17 protein-coding genes are annotated in these 16,147 nt (G+C 68.0%); 10 read left to right on the top strand and 7 right to left on the bottom strand.

Annotated elements, in window-relative coordinates; translation table 11 throughout:
* Both NS1_RS02375 and NS1_RS02370 read right to left on the bottom strand, forming a co-directional pair.
* The gene (locus NS1_RS02375) at nucleotides 1-534 is read right to left on the bottom strand and encodes a WKL family lipoprotein (protein WP_235569779.1); all 534 of its coding nucleotides are present in this window, start codon (nucleotides 532-534) and stop codon (nucleotides 1-3) included.
* 6 nt (nucleotides 535-540) lie between these two features.
* Nucleotides 541-897, bottom strand: coding sequence for a hypothetical protein (locus NS1_RS02370; protein WP_062981093.1), 357 nt, complete (start codon nucleotides 895-897; stop codon nucleotides 541-543).
* Nucleotides 898-1,064: 167 nt separating this feature from the next.
* Here NS1_RS02370 and NS1_RS02365 point away from each other — a divergent pair, with 167 nt between their 5' ends.
* The 3 genes from NS1_RS02365 to NS1_RS02355 are packed head-to-tail and all read left to right on the top strand — an operon-like array spanning nucleotide 1,065 to nucleotide 3,419.
* The gene (locus tag NS1_RS02365) at nucleotides 1,065-2,072 is read left to right on the top strand and encodes a YncE family protein (protein ID WP_062981091.1); all 1,008 of its coding nucleotides are present in this window, start codon (nucleotides 1,065-1,067) and stop codon (nucleotides 2,070-2,072) included.
* Nucleotides 2,072-2,332 (top strand): DUF5703 family protein, encoded by a 261-nt coding sequence (locus tag NS1_RS02360; RefSeq protein WP_062981089.1) that lies wholly within the window; start codon nucleotides 2,072-2,074, stop codon nucleotides 2,330-2,332. The genes NS1_RS02365 and NS1_RS02360 overlap by 1 nt, the downstream gene beginning before the upstream one ends.
* A gap of 7 nt (nucleotides 2,333-2,339) precedes the next feature.
* Complete coding sequence (locus NS1_RS02355; protein WP_062981087.1) at nucleotides 2,340-3,419, top strand: quinone-dependent dihydroorotate dehydrogenase; 1,080 nt, start codon at nucleotides 2,340-2,342, stop codon at nucleotides 3,417-3,419.
* Between the two features lie 4 nt (nucleotides 3,420-3,423).
* Here NS1_RS02355 and NS1_RS02350 read toward each other — a convergent pair whose 3' ends face one another.
* Entirely contained in the window at nucleotides 3,424-3,819 is a 396-nt protein-coding gene (locus NS1_RS02350; RefSeq protein WP_063816045.1) for a hypothetical protein, read from the bottom strand.
* 228 nt (nucleotides 3,820-4,047) lie between these two features.
* Between NS1_RS02350 and NS1_RS02345 the strand changes: the two genes are divergently transcribed.
* The 3 genes from NS1_RS02345 to NS1_RS02335 all read left to right on the top strand — a co-directional run bounded on the left by NS1_RS02345 (nucleotide 4,048) and on the right by NS1_RS02335 (nucleotide 8,238).
* A complete protein-coding gene (locus NS1_RS02345; RefSeq protein ID WP_084503364.1) occupies nucleotides 4,048-5,526 on the top strand; it encodes a PfkB family carbohydrate kinase in 1,479 nt (492 codons plus the stop codon).
* A gap of 69 nt (nucleotides 5,527-5,595) precedes the next feature.
* Complete coding sequence (locus NS1_RS02340; RefSeq protein WP_062981085.1) at nucleotides 5,596-6,282, top strand: GTP cyclohydrolase II; 687 nt, start codon at nucleotides 5,596-5,598, stop codon at nucleotides 6,280-6,282.
* A gap of 132 nt (nucleotides 6,283-6,414) precedes the next feature.
* Nucleotides 6,415-8,238, top strand: coding sequence for an AMP-dependent synthetase/ligase (locus tag NS1_RS02335; RefSeq protein ID WP_062981083.1), 1,824 nt, complete (start codon nucleotides 6,415-6,417; stop codon nucleotides 8,236-8,238).
* 54 nt (nucleotides 8,239-8,292) lie between these two features.
* Here the strand turns inward: NS1_RS02335 and NS1_RS02330 are convergent, their stop codons facing one another.
* Both NS1_RS02330 and NS1_RS02325 read right to left on the bottom strand, forming a co-directional pair.
* A complete protein-coding gene (locus tag NS1_RS02330; protein WP_062981081.1) occupies nucleotides 8,293-8,820 on the bottom strand; it encodes a YbhB/YbcL family Raf kinase inhibitor-like protein in 528 nt (175 codons plus the stop codon).
* Between the two features lie 21 nt (nucleotides 8,821-8,841).
* Nucleotides 8,842-10,203 carry a M20/M25/M40 family metallo-hydrolase gene (locus NS1_RS02325; RefSeq protein WP_084465284.1) on the bottom strand — a complete coding sequence of 454 codons (1,362 nt, stop codon included), beginning with the start codon at nucleotides 10,201-10,203 and terminating at the stop codon, nucleotides 8,842-8,844.
* Between the two features lie 179 nt (nucleotides 10,204-10,382).
* On the opposite strand from NS1_RS02325, the gene NS1_RS02320 reads away from it, so the two are divergent.
* On the top strand, nucleotides 10,383-11,339 hold the full coding sequence (locus NS1_RS02320; RefSeq protein ID WP_255284375.1) for an endonuclease/exonuclease/phosphatase family protein: 957 nt from the start codon (nucleotides 10,383-10,385) through the stop codon (nucleotides 11,337-11,339).
* A 79-nt stretch (nucleotides 11,340-11,418) separates the two neighbouring features.
* Here the strand turns inward: NS1_RS02320 and NS1_RS02315 are convergent, their stop codons facing one another.
* Complete coding sequence (locus NS1_RS02315; RefSeq protein WP_062981079.1) at nucleotides 11,419-12,141, bottom strand: GbsR/MarR family transcriptional regulator; 723 nt, start codon at nucleotides 12,139-12,141, stop codon at nucleotides 11,419-11,421.
* A 254-nt stretch (nucleotides 12,142-12,395) separates the two neighbouring features.
* Here NS1_RS02315 and NS1_RS02310 point away from each other — a divergent pair, with 254 nt between their 5' ends.
* The 3 genes from NS1_RS02310 (at nucleotide 12,396) to NS1_RS02300 (ending at nucleotide 15,476) form a co-directional block, all read left to right on the top strand.
* Nucleotides 12,396-13,217, top strand: coding sequence for an alpha/beta fold hydrolase (locus NS1_RS02310; protein WP_062981077.1), 822 nt, complete (start codon nucleotides 12,396-12,398; stop codon nucleotides 13,215-13,217).
* 125 nt (nucleotides 13,218-13,342) lie between these two features.
* The gene (locus NS1_RS02305) at nucleotides 13,343-14,527 is read left to right on the top strand and encodes an NAD(P)/FAD-dependent oxidoreductase (RefSeq protein ID WP_062981075.1); all 1,185 of its coding nucleotides are present in this window, start codon (nucleotides 13,343-13,345) and stop codon (nucleotides 14,525-14,527) included.
* Between the two features lie 10 nt (nucleotides 14,528-14,537).
* On the top strand, nucleotides 14,538-15,476 hold the full coding sequence (locus NS1_RS02300) for a sigma-70 family RNA polymerase sigma factor (RefSeq protein ID WP_062981073.1): 939 nt from the start codon (nucleotides 14,538-14,540) through the stop codon (nucleotides 15,474-15,476).
* A gap of 19 nt (nucleotides 15,477-15,495) precedes the next feature.
* Here NS1_RS02300 and NS1_RS02295 read toward each other — a convergent pair whose 3' ends face one another.
* Nucleotides 15,496-16,113, bottom strand: coding sequence for a class I SAM-dependent methyltransferase (locus tag NS1_RS02295; protein WP_062981071.1), 618 nt, complete (start codon nucleotides 16,111-16,113; stop codon nucleotides 15,496-15,498).
* Between the last annotated feature and the right edge of the window lie 34 nt (nucleotides 16,114-16,147).

Genomic DNA, 16,147 nt, shown 5'->3' with positions numbered 1-16,147 from the left:
TCAGCCGCAGGCGGCGGTGCGATAGTCGGCCGAGCGCAGGATGCCGCACAGGTCGGTGCGCGAGATCTTCCACTTACCGTCGAGCAGCACGAAATGCACGATGGTGGTGCGCACGTTGGTCCCCGAACCGTCCTTGTCCAGTCGCATGGTCGCGGTGAGTGTGCCGTCACGGTTGTCGAAGACCGGGTCGACGACGCCGTACACCGCGTGGGGGTTGTCGCGCAGCGCCTTGTACATGTCGGGGATGGCGTCGGAGAACGCCGCGCCGTCCTCGATCAGTTCGGTGCGTTCGACATCGGGCAGGCTCGGGTCGAGCGCGCGTTTGATCTGCGCGTCGAGCTCTTGGGCGTTCGGCAGCGGCACCTTGGCCTTGCTGACCGAGGTCGCGACGGAGGAGGCGAGGGAAGCGTTGGCCGAAGACCGTGCGGCGTCGACCGAGGCCTCGTCGGTGGTTCCCCCGCACGCGGCGAGGGCGACGAGGGCCGTGAGGCAGGCGGTGGCCGCAGCGGCCCTGGCGGAAAGTGTGGAAGGCATCACCATCTACATACCATCAATGACTGCACTGATCCGTCCCAGGATGGCGCGAACTGTGGAGATCTCACTGGAAGCGGGCGCCTCGACCGGGTCGGCGTCAGGGAGCAGATCGCGCACGAAGGCGCTGACGCTGCGTTCGTCGCCGAGGTCGATGTCGGTCACCTGAGCCTGCGCCTGGGCCACCACGTCGTCGGATCCGGGTACCGCATCGCCGAGGTCGGCGCGGTAGATCTGCACGGTCAGCGTGGCGCGGTGGGTGCGGAAGGCGAAGGGACGGCCGTCGTCGGTGGTGCCGAAGCCGTGGGCGAACGGTCCGACGGAGATGTCATCGATGCCGAAACCCGCCTGTGTCCGGTCGGTCATCGTGGGGATCTCCTGCCGGTGTGTGGCAATCAATTAGTCGACGCGTCAACAGTAACGCGCGTCACCGACACCTCCGACGCGAGCACCCGGTCGAAGCTACTGGTGAGTCATCATGGTCAGATGGTGATCAAGGGAGTCACCTCGTGCGGATTGAAGGAGTTCGGTGCATGCGCCCTCGTGGCTCGGTCGCCTCTGCGTTGGTCGGCGCGGCGGTTTTGGTGTTGTTGACCGGGTGCAGCGGTGAGGACGGCGGTTCCGATGTCCCGACCAGGGCCCCGGCCACCGCAGCGGTTTCTCCCGCTACCGCGAACCCGGTCGGTCAGGTCTTCCCGGCGGCGCCGACGAAAGCTCTGCTCGCCGAGAGCTCGACCGGCCGCCTCGCCGCCCTGGACGCCGCGGGCACCGCACTCGCGCTGATCGACCCCGCCGCACCGACCACCCCGCGCACGGTCGGCCTCCCCGCCGTCGGCGCGTCGCTGTCGCAAGGCAAGCCGGGCGAAGTGCTCGTCGCCGCCCCCGACCGGGTATTGCGGGTCGACGTGACCACCGGCGCGCTCACCGAGACCCCCGTCGACGGCGACGTGCACAGCGTGCGAACTCGCACCGACGGCACCCTCGTGGTCGGTACCGCCGACGGCACCGTGCGCGAACTGACCGCCGACGGCGCGGTCACCCGCACGATCACCGGCCTGGTCTCCGCCGACGAGATCGCGTTGACCGGTGAGAACATCACCGTCCTCGATCGCAAGCAGACCGCCGTTGTCGCCGTGGGGCAGGAAGCCCTCGGCCTGATGCTGCGTGCGGGCGACGGCGCCACCAACGCCATCGCCGACCAGCACGGCCGCATCATCGTGGCCGACACCACGGGCGGCGAACTGCTCGTCTACTCGGCCGGTCCGCTCGTGCTGCGCCAGCGTTTCCCGGTATCATCATCGCCTTACGCGCTCGCCTACGACCCGCGTTCGGACACGGTCTGGGTGAGTTGCACGCAGAGCAACGAGGTCGTCGGCTACGACCTGTCGACCGGCATCGGCGTCGAGGTGGCCAGGCTCGCGACGCTGCGCCAGCCCGACGCGATGACCGTCGACGAACGCACCGGCGACCTGTTCGTGGCCTCGGCTGTGGGTGATGGCCTCCAGCGGATCGGCGCGGACGAGCGGAAGAGAGGGCAGTGATGGCTACAGCTCCCAAGCCTCGCAGTTCGCGCTCGGCGATACCGCCGAGCTGGGAAACCAGCAACGACGACTACGAATACGTGCCCCTGCGGCTGCCACCGGAGGTCAACCGGGTCACCGCCTCGATGCGACTGGCCATCCAGGCCGAATTCGGTGGCTGGGAGTTGTCCCGGGTGCGTGCCTACACCGACGGCAGTCGCCGGGTGCTGTTGCGCCGCCGCAAGAACGCCGTCCTGCCTGTGCCCGAACCCGGATTGTGAGCCGACCATGTACGCCCTCCTGTTACGCCTGATGTTCCTGATCCCGCCGGAGCGAGTGCATCACCTGGTGTTCGCCGCGTTGCGTTTCGCCACCTGGTTCCCACCGACCCGCTGGCTGGCGCGCAAGCTCACCGTGGTCGAGGACCCGATCCTGGCCACCACCGCGTTCGGTGTCGCCTTCCCCGCGCCGTTGGGTCTTGCCGCCGGTTTCGACAAGAACGCCGACGGCGCGAATGCCTGGGGCACACTGGGTTTCGGTTTCGCCGAGATCGGCACCGTCACCGCCCACGCTCAGCCCGGCAACCCCACCCCGCGCCTGTTCCGGCTGCCCGCCGACCACGCCCTGATCAACCGGATGGGGTTCAACAATCACGGTGCCGCAGCCGCGGCCGCCCGCCTGCACGGTGCGCACCCCACCGTCCCGATCGGTGCGAACATCGGCAAGACCAAGATCACCGAACCCGATGCCGCCGCGGGCGATTACGCGACCAGCGCCCGACTACTCGGCCCGCTCGCGGACTTCGTCGTGGTCAACGTGTCCTCGCCCAACACCCCCGGCCTGCGTGACCTGCAAGCCGTCCAATCGCTGCGCCCGATCCTGCAGGCCGTGCTCGACAGTGTCTCGGTGCCGGTCCTGGTGAAGATCGCCCCCGACCTGTCCGACGACGACATCGACGCCGTCGCCGACCTCGCGGTCGAACTGGGTCTGGCCGGCATCGTCGCCACCAACACCACCATCCGCCGCGACGGCCTGCACACCCCGGCCCCCGAGGTCGAAGCCATGGGTGCGGGCGGGCTGTCCGGCGCCCCCGTGGCCGAACGGTCCCTGGAAGTCCTGCGCCGCCTCTACACCCGCGTCGGCGACCAGGTGGTCCTGATCTCCGTCGGCGGCATCGAAACACCGGAGCAGGCCTGGGCCCGCATCCTTGCCGGGGCCACCCTGCTGCAGGGCTACACCGGCTTCATCTACGGCGGCCCTTTCTGGACCACCCGCATCCACCGTGGCATCGCGGCCAACCTGCGCGCGGGTGGCTACGCCCGGCTGTCCGAGGCGGTCGGCGCCGAACACCGTACCCACTCGGTCTGAGATCTCAGCCGTAGTACGCCTGGGGCGACCGATCCTCGTGCATCGGTCGCGCCGGGCGTAGCCGGGACAACGGCGCCGGTGGATCGTGGAACGACTCCCCCGCGGCCGGGTCGTCGCCGCGTTGGCGGGCGTCGATGCGCTTGGCGAGCTTGATCAGAGCCTGTTGCCAGATGATGCCGAGCAGGTCGGCGCGGGCACTGATCTCAGCGTGGGCGATTCGGTCGTGCACCGCGTCCGGATCGCTGACGAGTTCATCGAGTTCCATGCCCGCCCAGGCTTGCTCACGACTGAGGGTGTACTCGGGCAACCAGCTCAAACGCCAGCCGCCGGTGTCGGTTCGCTGGGCGAATTCCGGTGTGCGGTCGCTGCGTAACGTGTCGTCGGTGCCATGAATAACCATCGTGGACCTGCCTTCCCCGGTGGGGGCGCTGCGCCCTCCCCGAGCGTCTGGCGGGGCATCTACTCCCCGTAATCCAGTGTGGCATTTGCCATTTGTCTTGGTCAATTGCCATTGTTAGTAGGTAATTGCCAGATTTCGGGCGTGGCAAACCCGGCAATGTGGCGATCGCGGTGCGGCGTCCGCCCCGATCGAGTGCGCGGTGGCGTCGAGAAGTTGACGGGAGGCAGCATGTCGATGGTTCCCCAGGATGCCCGCGTCGCCGCGATCCGCAGCATCCTGGCCAGGCTGGGCAAGTACGCGGGCTTGAACGCAGAACGCTTGCGCCACACCGAGATCGACGCCGCGCCGCTGCTGGAGCTGCTGTCGGTACGCCGACACGCCCGCCGCACCGGGGTCTCCGTCGAGGCATCGATCCTGCCCGTGGTGCGTGAGGTCACGCAGTGGCTGGCACCGACGGACCGGCTGATCGTGGATGCGGCGCTCTCGCTGGGGCTGTTCCGGGACCGGTCTGGCGTGGGTATCGATATCGAACGCCTGTATGCAGATAACCTCGGGGAACGTCGAGAGGCCTTGACCGAGCAGTGGGTTGCCCTGCACACCCTGCTCGATGTCGACCCCGTTCCCGAAGCTCCCACGGTCAAGCGGTTGCGCACGGTCTCCGAACACAGCGCCTTCACCGCGCTGGCCGGGCTGCTCGCCACCGATTCCGGCTATCCCATGGCCGCGCCGTCGGCCACACAGCCCACCGCCGCGCCCGACCGGCACGGTGTCGTCACGGTCTTCGGCGACGCCGTCATCGATCATCTCTACCGGGTCGACACCTTCCCCGATGCCGACAACGCCGCCGGCGGCACCTTCACCGGCCACCCCGGTGGCAAAGGGCTCAACCGGGCCGTCGCCGCGGCCCGCCTGGGCGTCGGCGTGCACCTGGCCTGTGCGGTCGGCGGTGACGAATACGGTCGCCGCATCCTCGAATTCATCGAAGCCGAAGGGGTGCACCTCGACCTGGTCAAGGTTGTGCCGTTCGCGACGTCGCTGGTGACCGCGGTGGTGATCACCCCCAACGGCGAGACCCGCATCATCGGCTGCCGCGACAGCCGCGTCCAACTCCAGGACGAAGACCTGCACCGCCCGGAACTGCGCGCCGCGCTGGAAGCCTCCGACGCGGTGATCCTGAGCTTCGAACCACCGCCCTCGGTGATCGAGCAGGTGCTGTCGGTGGTGTCGCAGATGCGGCCCAAGCCGCCCGTCATCGTGTGCCCGACGCCGTCGATGCCGGTGCCGCAGAGCCTCTACCAGTACCTGGGCGCGGTCGACTATCTCGTCGGCGCCGCCGCGGATCTGGACGCGCTGCTGCCCGATGTGCCCGCCGAATCCGCCGACGACATCGCCCGGCTGCTGCGCGGGCTCGGCGTCGGCACCGTCTGCACGGTCGAGAACTTCCGCTGCGTCGTCGCCTCCGACACGGTCGAGACCGTGATCGACTACTTCCCGCAGGTGCTCAAAGCCTCGGTCGGGGCCGCCGCCGCCTTTACCGGGGCGCTGGCCTATCGGCTCGTCAATTCCCGAACCCCGCTCACCGCAACCGATTACGTGTGGGCGACCGCGGCGATGATTCCCACCCAGAATCTGGGGGCGGTGGCGGTGTCGATGCCCGGTGTCGCCGAGATCGACCGCATCGTGCGGCTGTACGCGCCGTCGGCCTGATCCGGGGGTAAAGTCGCGCCGTCGAGGCTCGTCCCTGTCCGGTATCGCCTGTCCACGCACGGAGGATCGTTGACCATTCTGTCGTTCGGCAGTGCCAGGACCGGGCGTGCCGGTGCCGACACCGCACACCGGCTGGGTCGCCACGGCGCACAACTGCCGATCCGGGTCATCGAGATCCCCGACCCCCGCGACGGTGGACACCTGCTCGTCTTCGGTGACCCCCGCGACGGCTGCCTGGTTCGAGTGCATTCGCGCTGCCTCTACGGCGAGGGCCTGGGTTCCGACGACTGCGATTGCGGCGGTGAACTCACCGAGTCGATGGACCGCATCCAGGCCGAGGGCGCCGGTGTTCTCGTCTACCTCGAACAGGAGGGACGCGGGGCCGGCTTGATCTGGAAAGCTCGTGGCTATCGCGAAAGCGAGCAGTCCGGCGCCGACACCTTCGACAGTTATCGAAGCCTCGGCCTCGACGCCGACACCCGCCGCTACGAGCCCGCCGCGCGCGCACTGCGCGAGCTCGATCTCACCCGGGTCCGGTTGCTCACCAACAACCCCGACAAGTGCCGGGCACTGACCGAGGCCGGGATCACTGTCGAGCCCATCGCCCTCACCATCGCCTTGCAATCCTCGCGCGGCAGGCAATACCTGCAGGCCAAACGACGCCAACGTCAGCACACCATCCCCGCCGATCCGCTCGCCGACGACGAGCGATCGGCGCGGGTGCGGTCGTGGTGGCGGCTACGGGCTCGCCGGTAACCGTCCTCACGATCCCGTATGTCCGGTTACGATAAGTGAGCCACGCCACTGCTGACGTCTCCATCTCGAGATAACGAGATGGTTTCACTCGCATCGGCTCGGTATCCAGCTCGGCCTATGGGAACAAGGGATATGACTGACATCGGTTTCGCGCACGCATCCGGGGTCACGGTGCACACCGTGCCCGCCGCCTTCCAGCAAACCGCCGCGTTGCGGCCCGACCAAATCGCCTTGCGCACGGTCGGTGGCACCCAGGAGATCACCTGGGCCGAGTATGCGACGAGGGTGCGCGCGCTGGCCGCGGGGTTGGCCAAGCTCGGTGTGCGCCGTGGCGACACGGTCGGCATCATGCTCACCAACCGTCCCGAGTTCAACCTGATCGACACCGCGGCCCTGCACCTGGGCGCCGTGCCGTTCTCGGTGTACAACACCAGTTCCACCGACCAGATCGCGCACGTGTTCGCCAATGCGGGCAACAAGGTGGTCATCACCGAGCAGGCGTTCCTCGACACCCTGCGCGCGTCGGGGACCTCGGTCGAGCACACGGTCGTGGTCGACGGCACCGCCGAGGGCACCGTCACCTTGGCTCAGCTCGAATCCGATCCCGAACCGGACTTCGATTTCGACGCGGCCTGGCAGGCGGTGCAGTCCGGCGATTTGGCCACCTTGATCTACACCTCCGGCACCACCGGCCCGTCCAAGGGTGTCGAGCTCACCCAGAGCAATGTGATCGCCCAGGTCGCCGGCCTGGTCTCGGGTCCGCTGCCGGTCGGTTTCGACGACCGTGCCGTGTCGTATCTGCCCGCCGCCCACGTCGCCGACCGCATCTCCGCGCACGCGATGAGCCTGCTCACCGGCATCCAGATCACCACTGTCGCCGACCCGCGTGAGATCGCCGCCGCCCTGCCCGATGCCCGACCGACGGTGTTCTTCGGCGTGCCGCGGGTGTGGCAGAAGATCAAGGCCGGTATCGAGAACAAACTCGCCGTCGAGCCGAGCCCGGTCAAGAAGGCGCTCGCGAACTGGGCGATCGGTGTCGGTGTCGCGCAGGCCAAGGCGAAGCTGGCCGGTGAGAGCTCGCTGCTGCTCGGGGTACAGCACAAGATCGCGGACGCGCTGGTGCTGTCCAAGCTGCGCGAGGCGCTCGGATTCGCCGAGCTGAAGGTCGCCGCGTCCGGTGCCGCGCCGGTACCGCCGGAAACCCTCGAATACTTCCTCGGCCTCGGCTTCGCCGTGAGCGAGGTGTGGGGGATGTCCGAAACCGCGGGCGTGGGCACCTTCACCGAGATCGACAAGCCGCGCCCCGGCTCGGTCGGACGCGTCATGGACGGTGTGGAGCTACGTCTGGACGCCGACGGCGAGGTCCTCATCCGTGGCCCGATCATCACCCCCGGCTACCGCAACATGCCCGACAAGACCGCCGAGGCGATCGACGACGCGGGCTGGCTGCACACCGGTGATATCGGCACCCTCGACGCCGACGGCTATCTGCGCATCGTCGATCGCAAGAAAGAACTCATCATCAGTGAAGCGGGCAAGAACATCGCCCCCTCCAATATCGAGAACGCCATGAAGGCGGCCTCGTCGATGATCGGCCAGGCCGTCGCGATCGGCGAGGCCCGCCCCTACATCACCGCCCTGATCATGCTCGATCCCGATGTCGCGGCGCTGCGCGCCAAGGACTTCGGCGCCACCGACGCCACCCACGCGGAGCTGGCCCGGCGCAAGGAGATCGTCGACGAGGTCAAAGAAGCGGTGCTGGCGGGCAACCGCAAGCTCTCCCGGGTGGAGCAGATCAAGCGTTTCGTGATCGTGGAGAACCTGTGGGAGCCCGGCGGTGACGAGCTGACCCCGAAGATGTCGCTCAAGCGCACCCCGATCTCGAACAAGTACGCCGAGACCATCACCCAGCTCTACGCCGCGACCCCGCCCGAGCATGTCGTCAACGTGAAGTAGTGACGAAAACAGCGGTGGCCCTGGAAGTCTCAGGGCCACCGCTGTTGTGTGTTGTCAGTTCTGTTCGTAGGTGCCGATCAGGGTGGCCCTGGCCAGGGTGTGGGAGAACAGGTTGAACCCGAGATAGGCGGGCGACGCGTCGGTTCCGACCTCGAGTGCGGGGACGTCGACGGCGTGTACGACCACGAAATACCGGTGCGGCCCATGGCCTTTCGGCGGTGCCGCGCCGACGAAGCCGGGAAAACCACCGTCGTTGCGCAAGCTCACCGCACCGGCGGGCAGGTTCCCGCCTTCGCTACCCGCGCCGGCATCGAGGGTGGTGACCGACGCCGGAATATTGGCCACGGCCCAATGCCAGAACCCGGACGCGGTCGGTGCGTCGGGGTCATACACCGTCACCGCGAAACTCTGGGTGCCCTCGGGGAATCCCGACCAGCTCAGCTGCGGCGAGATGTCCTTGCCGCCTGATCCGAAGACCCCCGACACCTGATCGTTGGCCAACGGCTGACCGTCGGTGATATCGGCCGAAGTGACGGTGAACGACGGCACCGTCGGCAGCGCGTCATACGGGTTGTAGCTCATAAAGGACCTTTCCAGTCGAGGTCAGCTGTGCAGAAGGAAGTGTTCCAGCACCCGGGTGCCGAATTCCAGTGATTGCACCGGAACCCGCTCGTCCACCCCGTGGAACAGGGCAGTGAAGTCCAGCTCGGGCGGCAACTGCAGCGGCGCGAAGCCGAAGCAGCGGATTCCCAAGCGCGCGAACGCTTTCGCGTCGGTGCCGCCGGAGAGCATGTAGGGCACGGTGCGCCCGTTGGCGTCGTGGGCCAGCACCGCGTCGTTCATGGCGTCGACGAGGTGGCCGTCGAACGTGGTCTCGTAGGAGTCGAGCTTGGTGATCCATTCCCGCTCCACGTCGGGTCCGATCAGCTCGTCGACCTCGCGTTCGAACGCGGCCTGCCGCCCCGGCACCACCCGGCAGTCGATCACGGCCTCGGCGGTCTGCGGGATGACGTTGGCCTTGTATCCGGCCTGCAGCATGGTCGGGTTCGCGGTGTCGCGCAGGGTGGCGCCGATGATGCGCGAGATGGTGCCCAGTTTGGCGAGCTGGCCTTCGATATCGGGTCCGTGCGGGTCGAATGCGAGCCCGCTCTCCTCGCTCACCGCGGCGAGGAATTCGGCCACCGAATCCGAGAGCACCACCGGGAAGGTGTGGCGGCCCAGGCGCGCGACGGCTTCGGCGAGGATGGTGACGGCGTTGTCCTCGTGCAGGAACGATCCGTGTCCGGCGCGGGCCTTGGCGCGCAACCGCATCCAGCCCAGGCCCTTCTCCGCGGTCTCGACCAGGTAGAGCCTGCGTTCGGTGCCGTCGGGGCGTGGCACGGTCAGGGAGAACCCGCCGACCTCACCGACCGCCTCGGTGACACCGTCGAACAGGTCGGGCCGGTTGTCGGCCAGCCATTGCGAGCCCCATTTGCCGCCGTTCTCCTCGTCGGCCAGGAACGCGAACACCAGATCCCGTGGCGGGACCGTGCCTTCGGCTTTGAACTGGCGGGCCAGGGCGAGCGTCATCCCGACCATGTCCTTCATATCGATCGCGCCGCGCCCCCACACGTACCCGTCGCGCACCGCACCCGAGAACGGGTGCACGCTCCAGTCGGCGGCCTCGGCCGGTACCACGTCGAGGTGCCCGTGGATCATCAGCGCACCGCGGCTGGAATCGGCGCCCTTCAACCGTGCGAACACGTTTCCGCGTCCGGGCGCACCCGACTCGACGTATTCGGTCTCGTAGCCGACCTCGTGCAGTTGCTGCGCCACCCACTCGGCGCACTCCTTCTCACCTTTGGTGGTGGCCAGCTCGCCGGTGTTGGAGGTGTCGAACTGGATCAGCTTGCTGACCAGCTCCACCACCTCGTCCTCCGCGCGGGACCGCCCGTTCGAACCAGAATTCTCGCCAGATGCCGACACGCCCCCTTTCCTACCACCATGCGCGCACCTCTCGCGCCACCTGCCCTGCTCGCAACGCTTGCGTCGCTGCTCGCTGCGACAGACTCGGGGTGAGCAGAACTCCGCCGGATCCGCCTTCGCGGCCGCCGTCAATGGAGGACGAATTCGCCTGCGTCCCCGTCGCGTGCTTGGCTGGCGCGGTGAGAGCGCAGATTGTTCGGGGCGGTGTCCGCCTGGTGGCAGCGGCGGCGACGCTGGCCGCGGCCGCGGGGGTGGCCTTGCATTTCACCCGGTGGCCGGCCGAACCACTGGTCCTGGCAGCTTCGGGGGCGCCCTATCTGATGGGCGGTGCGGTACTCGGCATCGTCGGTTTCGCGGCGACCAGGCAGTGGATCGCGACCGGGGTGGCAGTGGTGGTGGCGGGCGCGGGGATCACGACCCAGGTGCCGCTGTATGTGGCCCAGACCGGTGGTGACGGGCAGCCGATCATGGCGATGCAGGCCAATCTGCTTTTCGACGGTGCTGATCCGAGCGCGCTCGTCGACCAGGTGCAGGCCCGTGACATCGCGATTCTCACCGTCAACGAGCTCACCCGCCCGGCCGTCGAGGCCCTGTCCGGTGCCGGTTTGGACCGACTGCTGCCATACCGGTACCTCGCTCCGGGTCAGACGGCCAGCGGCACCGGCATCTGGAGCCGATTCCCGTTGTCGGACACCGTGGAATACGACGGCTATGTCCTCAACCAGATCTCGGCGACCGCCACCGTCCCCGAGATCGGACCGGTCGCGGTCTACGCCTTCCACCCGGTCCCGCCCGTTTACGACACCGGCGTCTGGGCCGACGAACTCACCCGCCTCCACGAAATCCTGCGCCGGTCCCCCACTGACCGCCCCGCGATCGTCGGTGGCGATTTCAACGCCACCTATGACCATGCCCGTTTCCGCGCCATGGCATCCGGGCGTTTCGCCGATGCCGCGGTCCAAGCCGGTGCGGGGCACCTGGTCACCTACCCGACCGACAAGGCCATTCCACCGCTGGTGGGCATCGACCATTTCCTGCTCGCGAAGGCGCGGGCCACCAGTGTCGAAACGGTCGCCCTTCCCGGCGCCGATCACCGAGCGCTGGTTGCCCGGATCGTCCTCACAGCTGACCGTTAGACACCCGGTATTCGGCTGTCGCAGAGCACTTTTCCTCGCGAGGGAGACGACCCGGCGCACCGTGGTGGGGCGGTCACCACTATCGTTCGGCGCTACGTTCGGCCAAGCGCACTCGCCACTGTTCCATCGCCTGCCGCAGTGCCGCGCCGACGATGGCGACGAACTCGGCGGATTGTTCGAAGCGGGCACCGGCGGGAGTGTCGGGCCCGAGGATCTCGACTCCGCGCCGGGTCATGGCGGACAACGAGTTCTGCATCTGGACCGAGGCGACGAGGTTGCGTAGCCAGATGTCGTCGTCGACGAGGTACCGTTCGCGCCGTTCGCCGGGGACCAGCTCTCGTCGCAGCATGCCCTGCTGTTCGAGGAAGGCGACCGCGTTCGAGATCGAGGCGGGGCTCACGCGTAGTCGCGCGACCAACTCGGCGGCCGTGAGCGCCCCGGAGTCGGTGATCTGCAGGCAGGCGAGCACTCTGGCTTCCATCCGGGGCAGACCCTGTTCGATGAGTAGAGCGGTGAACGACTCGGTGAAGTCGGCGACCGCGCGGGGGTCGCGCCCGTAGCCGGCGTGGGGAATCGGTGGCGTTGCGGGCTGGGTCTGCTTGTGGCGGCGTGCGCGCTGTTGGGTGGCTGCCTGCGCGCGTTCGGCGCGGTAGTCGTCGGGGCCGCCGTTGCGGGTGACCTCGCGCATGATCGTCGAGGCGGGGCGCTCCAGCTTCCGCCCGATCTCGGCGTAGCCGAGTCCTTCCGCGAGTCCCGCGGCGATGCGCTGACGGTCCGCGTCGGTGAGTCTGCCTCCGGGCATCGCTCCTGGTCACCTCTCTGTCGACCGGTACGGAGCGGGTGGCCCGCACCACGCCCAGTATGCATTCACCGTCAGTTCATTGCAAAGCTCACGGGCGGATACTCATTGCATTCACGCCCATAGTCATTGCACTACCGGCAGCATTGCTAGCTCTATCAGGCTTTTCGCTAATATTTACCGTTGACAGATTAGTGAACGCAATCTACGGTTTAGCCATCAGTAAAACCCGAACATCGCAACGCAAGGACATGGCAATGACTTCCTCGAACCCCACCAGTGCCGCCACCGCCCCCTGGACCGGGATGGTGCCGATCGACGACACCGAACTGGCCCTCACCGACACCGGCGGCGCCGGCACCCCGGTCGTCTACCTCAACGGCCAGTTCGCCACCCAGGGCTACTGGCGTCGGGTCATCGCCGACCTCGGCCCCGGCTACCGTCACATCACCTTCGACGAGCGGGCCCGGGGCAAGTCGAAGAAGTCGGCCGACTACTGCTTCGACACCTGCGTGCGTGACATCGACGCCGTCCTCGCGGCCAGGGGGATCACCGAGAAGCCGATCCTGGTCGGCTGGTCCTACGGCGCCTACCTCGGGGCGCACTGGGCCAGCCGTCATCCCGACAGCACGCGCGGCGCGGTCCTCGTCGACGGCGCGTTCCCCTACGACTGGCTCGACGAGGCGATGGAGCTGCGGATTCGCAAGCTGTTCAAGCGTTTGAGCTGGGTGTTGCCGTTGGCTCGCCCGACGGGTCTCGCACCCCGGTTGACCGCGCAGCAGCAGGCCGACAGCAATATCGAACTCGGCAAGCTCTCCAGCGTCGCCGCACTGAGCCCGGTACTCGATGCCACCACCGCCCCGGTGCGCTACGTGGTCGCTTCGGGAACCTCGTTCGGCAGCCGTGGCGGCGAGCAGGAGAAGATCCGCGCCGGCCTCGACGCGGTACTCGACCGCAACCCCAACATCCGTATCAGCGCCAAGGTCGCCAGCAACCACGGTGCGATCCTGCGCAAGGACTTCCGCGCCATCGCCGACGCGGTCCGCGAGATCGAGACCATCACCTCGACGACCCCCTGACCCAGGACTCGCGGAGCGAACCGCCATGCCCTTCGACCCCATGTGACCCACATCACAGATTGATGCTGTCAGGATTTCGGCGGCTGTCTCGTTCAGAAACCACGCGAACCAGACAGGAGCCACTCATGAAGCACCGCATCGTCGTCCTCGGGGCCGGTTACGCCGGGGCCTTCTCCGCCGGACTACTGGCCCGCCGACTCCATTCCGACGACTTCGAGATCACTGTCGTCAACGCCGACCCCGATTTCGCCGAGCGGTTGCGCAATCATCAGCTCGCCGCCGGGCAGGATCTGCCCCGGCGGCCGCTGGTGGAAGTGTTCGCGGGCACCGGAATCCGGCTTCACGTAGCGCGGGTGACCGGCGTCGACGTCGAGCACCGGACTGTCACGGTCGCCGACAGCGAAGGCATCGACACACTCCAATATGACACCCTGCTCTACTCGCTCGGCAGTACCGCCGACATCCACAGTGCCGTCGGCGCGGTCGAGCATGCCTTCCATGTGGCATCGCGCCCGGCGGCGCTGCGGTTGCGTGCCCGCCTGGACGAGCTGGGCGCGAGGGCGAAGGTCCTGGTGGTCGGCGGCAATCTGACCGCGATCGAGGCGGCCACCGAGATCGCCGAATCTCATCCCGAGCTGGCGGTCGGACTCGTCACCCGCGGTGAGCTCGGCGGTTGGCTGGGCGACAAGGCCCGCGGCCACCTGCTCGCTGCCTTCGACCGGCTCGGCATCACGGTCGACGAGAACACCACCATCGAGCGGGTCGAGGCCGCGGGCGCCGTGGCCGCCGACGGCACCGTTTTCGCCGCCGACGCGACGGTGTGGGCCGCCGGTTTCGCCGTGCAGCCGATCGCCGTGGCCAGCGGTCTGGCGGTGGAGCCCAACGGACAGATCACCGTCGACCGGCAGATGCGCTCGGTCTCGCACCCCGATGTCTATGTCGCCGGTGACAGCGCCTTCGTCATCGGCGACAACGGTTTGCCGTTGCCGATGTCGTGCGCTTCCGCGGGATTCACCAGCATGCAGGCCACGGCCACGATCGTCGGGGACCTGACCGGGCGCACGATCTCGACGACCTCGCTGTCGTATGTGGGCAACCACATCAGCCTCGGCCGCAAGGACGGGATCTTCCAGGTGGTCGATGGTGAGGCGCGATCGAAGTCGTGGGCCCTGCGTGGGCGCACGGCCGCCCGCCTCAAAGCCGCGATCCTCGGGGTCAACCCGTGGAGCCTGAGCCATCCGACCTTCGGCATGCCGAGTCGGCGGTACCGCGCGAACACCGATCGACCCCACGACGTGCTCGCGACCTAGAGTCGTGCTCATGGACACTGCCACCGTGGCGCGTTTCGAGGCCAGCCGTCACCGGCTGGCCTCGATCGCCTACCGTCTGCTCGGCTCGGCCGCCGACGCCGAGGACACGGTCCAGGACGCGTTCCTGCGGTGGCAGGCCGCCGATCGCGACTACGTCGAGGTGCCGGAGGCGTGGCTGACCAAGATCGTCACCAACCTCGCGCTGGACCGGCTCCGTTCGGCGAAGACGCGCCACGAGCGCGCGGTCGGCACCTGGATGCCCGAACCGCTGCTCGACGGTGACCCGATGCTCGGCCCCGCCGACACCGTCGAGCAGCGCGAATCGGTGACCCTGGCGGTGCTGACGCTCATGGAAAGGCTCTCACCGACCGAGCGCGCGGTGTATGTGCTGCACGAGGCCTTCGCGTACCGGCATGCCGAGATCGCCGAGATCCTCGACCTCACCGTCTCCGCGAGTCAGCAACACCTCCACCGTGCCCGTGGGCGAATCACCGTCGCGCGCACCGGTACCGATCTCGATCACAGCGCCGCGCGTCGCGTCGTCGAAGAGTTCGTCGAGGCCGCCACCTCGGGTCGCACCGATCGGCTGATCGCGCTCCTGACCGACGATGCGACCGGGATCTCCGACGGTGTCGGGGGGCTGGCCACCAAGCTGATCCGGTACGCGAGCCCGCAGCGCCTGGCCGGCGCGGTGCGGGCCGGGTTCGCACCGACGGAAGCCAAGCGCCGCCTCGCCGGTGGCTCACCCTCGATCCATGCCGTCGTGGTCAACGGCTGCCCGGCCGTGCTCGTCACCCTCGGCGATCGAGTCCTCGGCGTCGCGATCCTGGAGATGCGCGCGGACAAGATCGCGGGCATGCGCAGCATCGCCGCACCGCACCGGCTGGGCCGTATCACCGACGCGTGGGCGCGGAGCGAACATGACGCTCCGCTGGTCGAATCGTGGTGATCGGCCGTGCCCGTGCAGTTCAGCGACGTTCCGCGACGCCGAGGGACAACGCCGCCATGGCTTTCGGGGCGCCGGGCTGGTAGAACCGGTCGAGGTCGGTGATCTCGAAGCCCGCGTCGATGATCAGGCCGACGATGTCGCGATTGAGGTGACAGCCGCCGGCGATCTTCTGCTGGATCGGGTCGAGCCGGTGCTGCCAGATCTGTACCGACTCCTCCGGTGCGAGTCCGTGTTCGACGAAGTGCAGGGTGCCGCCGGGTCGCAGCACCCGGCGGATCTCGGCGAGTGCGGTCGCGACATCGGGGATGGTGCACAGGGTGAAGGTGGACAGGGCGGTGTCGAAACCGGCGTCGGGAAACGGCAGCGACTGACCGTCCAGGCCGGCGCGTTCGATCGGAATCGAGCTCGCCGCAACACGTTCGGCCCCGATGTTCCACGCTGTCTGCGCGGGCTCGACCCCGGCGACCCGCTCCACCGCGGCGGGATAGAACCCGATGTTGTTGCCCGACCCGAAGCCCACTTCGAGCACCGTGCCGTGTAACCCGGCACAGGTTCGTTCGCGCAGCGGCCCGTTCTGGGCGACGCCGCAGACTTTGTCGACGATGTGCGGGAGGATCCGGTCGGTGTAGAAGCCCATCCGTCGATCATCCTCCCGCCGTCACCAGCGGTCG

Source organism: Nocardia salmonicida NBRC 13393 (genome assembly GCF_001613085.1).
Lineage (GTDB): Bacteria > Actinomycetota > Actinomycetes > Mycobacteriales > Mycobacteriaceae > Nocardia > Nocardia salmonicida.
This window is presented reverse-complemented; position numbering and strand designations above follow the sequence as displayed.

What these genes read in the sequence shown, in the direction of transcription:
- NS1_RS02350 (WP_063816045.1), bottom strand. Translation starts at nt 3,819, where the DNA reads ATGGTTATTCATGGCACCGACGACACGTTACGCAGCGACCGCACACCG.
- NS1_RS02295 (WP_062981071.1), bottom strand. Translation starts at nt 16,113, where the DNA reads ATGGGCTTCTACACCGACCGGATCCTCCCGCACATCGTCGACAAAGTC.
- NS1_RS02345 (WP_084503364.1), top strand. Translation starts at nt 4,048, where the DNA reads ATGTCGATGGTTCCCCAGGATGCCCGCGTCGCCGCGATCCGCAGCATC.
- NS1_RS02300 (WP_062981073.1), top strand. Translation starts at nt 14,538, where the DNA reads ATGGACACTGCCACCGTGGCGCGTTTCGAGGCCAGCCGTCACCGGCTG.
- NS1_RS02365 (WP_062981091.1), top strand. Translation starts at nt 1,065, where the DNA reads ATGCGCCCTCGTGGCTCGGTCGCCTCTGCGTTGGTCGGCGCGGCGGTT.
- NS1_RS02310 (WP_062981077.1), top strand. Translation starts at nt 12,396, where the DNA reads ATGACTTCCTCGAACCCCACCAGTGCCGCCACCGCCCCCTGGACCGGG.
- NS1_RS02330 (WP_062981081.1), bottom strand. Translation starts at nt 8,820, where the DNA reads ATGAGCTACAACCCGTATGACGCGCTGCCGACGGTGCCGTCGTTCACC.
- NS1_RS02335 (WP_062981083.1), top strand. Translation starts at nt 6,415, where the DNA reads ATGACTGACATCGGTTTCGCGCACGCATCCGGGGTCACGGTGCACACC.
- NS1_RS02370 (WP_062981093.1), bottom strand. Translation starts at nt 897, where the DNA reads ATGACCGACCGGACACAGGCGGGTTTCGGCATCGATGACATCTCCGTC.
- NS1_RS02355 (WP_062981087.1), top strand. Translation starts at nt 2,340, where the DNA reads ATGTACGCCCTCCTGTTACGCCTGATGTTCCTGATCCCGCCGGAGCGA.
- NS1_RS02360 (WP_062981089.1), top strand. Translation starts at nt 2,072, where the DNA reads ATGGCTACAGCTCCCAAGCCTCGCAGTTCGCGCTCGGCGATACCGCCG.
- NS1_RS02305 (WP_062981075.1), top strand. Translation starts at nt 13,343, where the DNA reads ATGAAGCACCGCATCGTCGTCCTCGGGGCCGGTTACGCCGGGGCCTTC.
- NS1_RS02315 (WP_062981079.1), bottom strand. Translation starts at nt 12,141, where the DNA reads ATGCCCGGAGGCAGACTCACCGACGCGGACCGTCAGCGCATCGCCGCG.
- NS1_RS02375 (WP_235569779.1), bottom strand. Translation starts at nt 534, where the DNA reads ATGCCTTCCACACTTTCCGCCAGGGCCGCTGCGGCCACCGCCTGCCTC.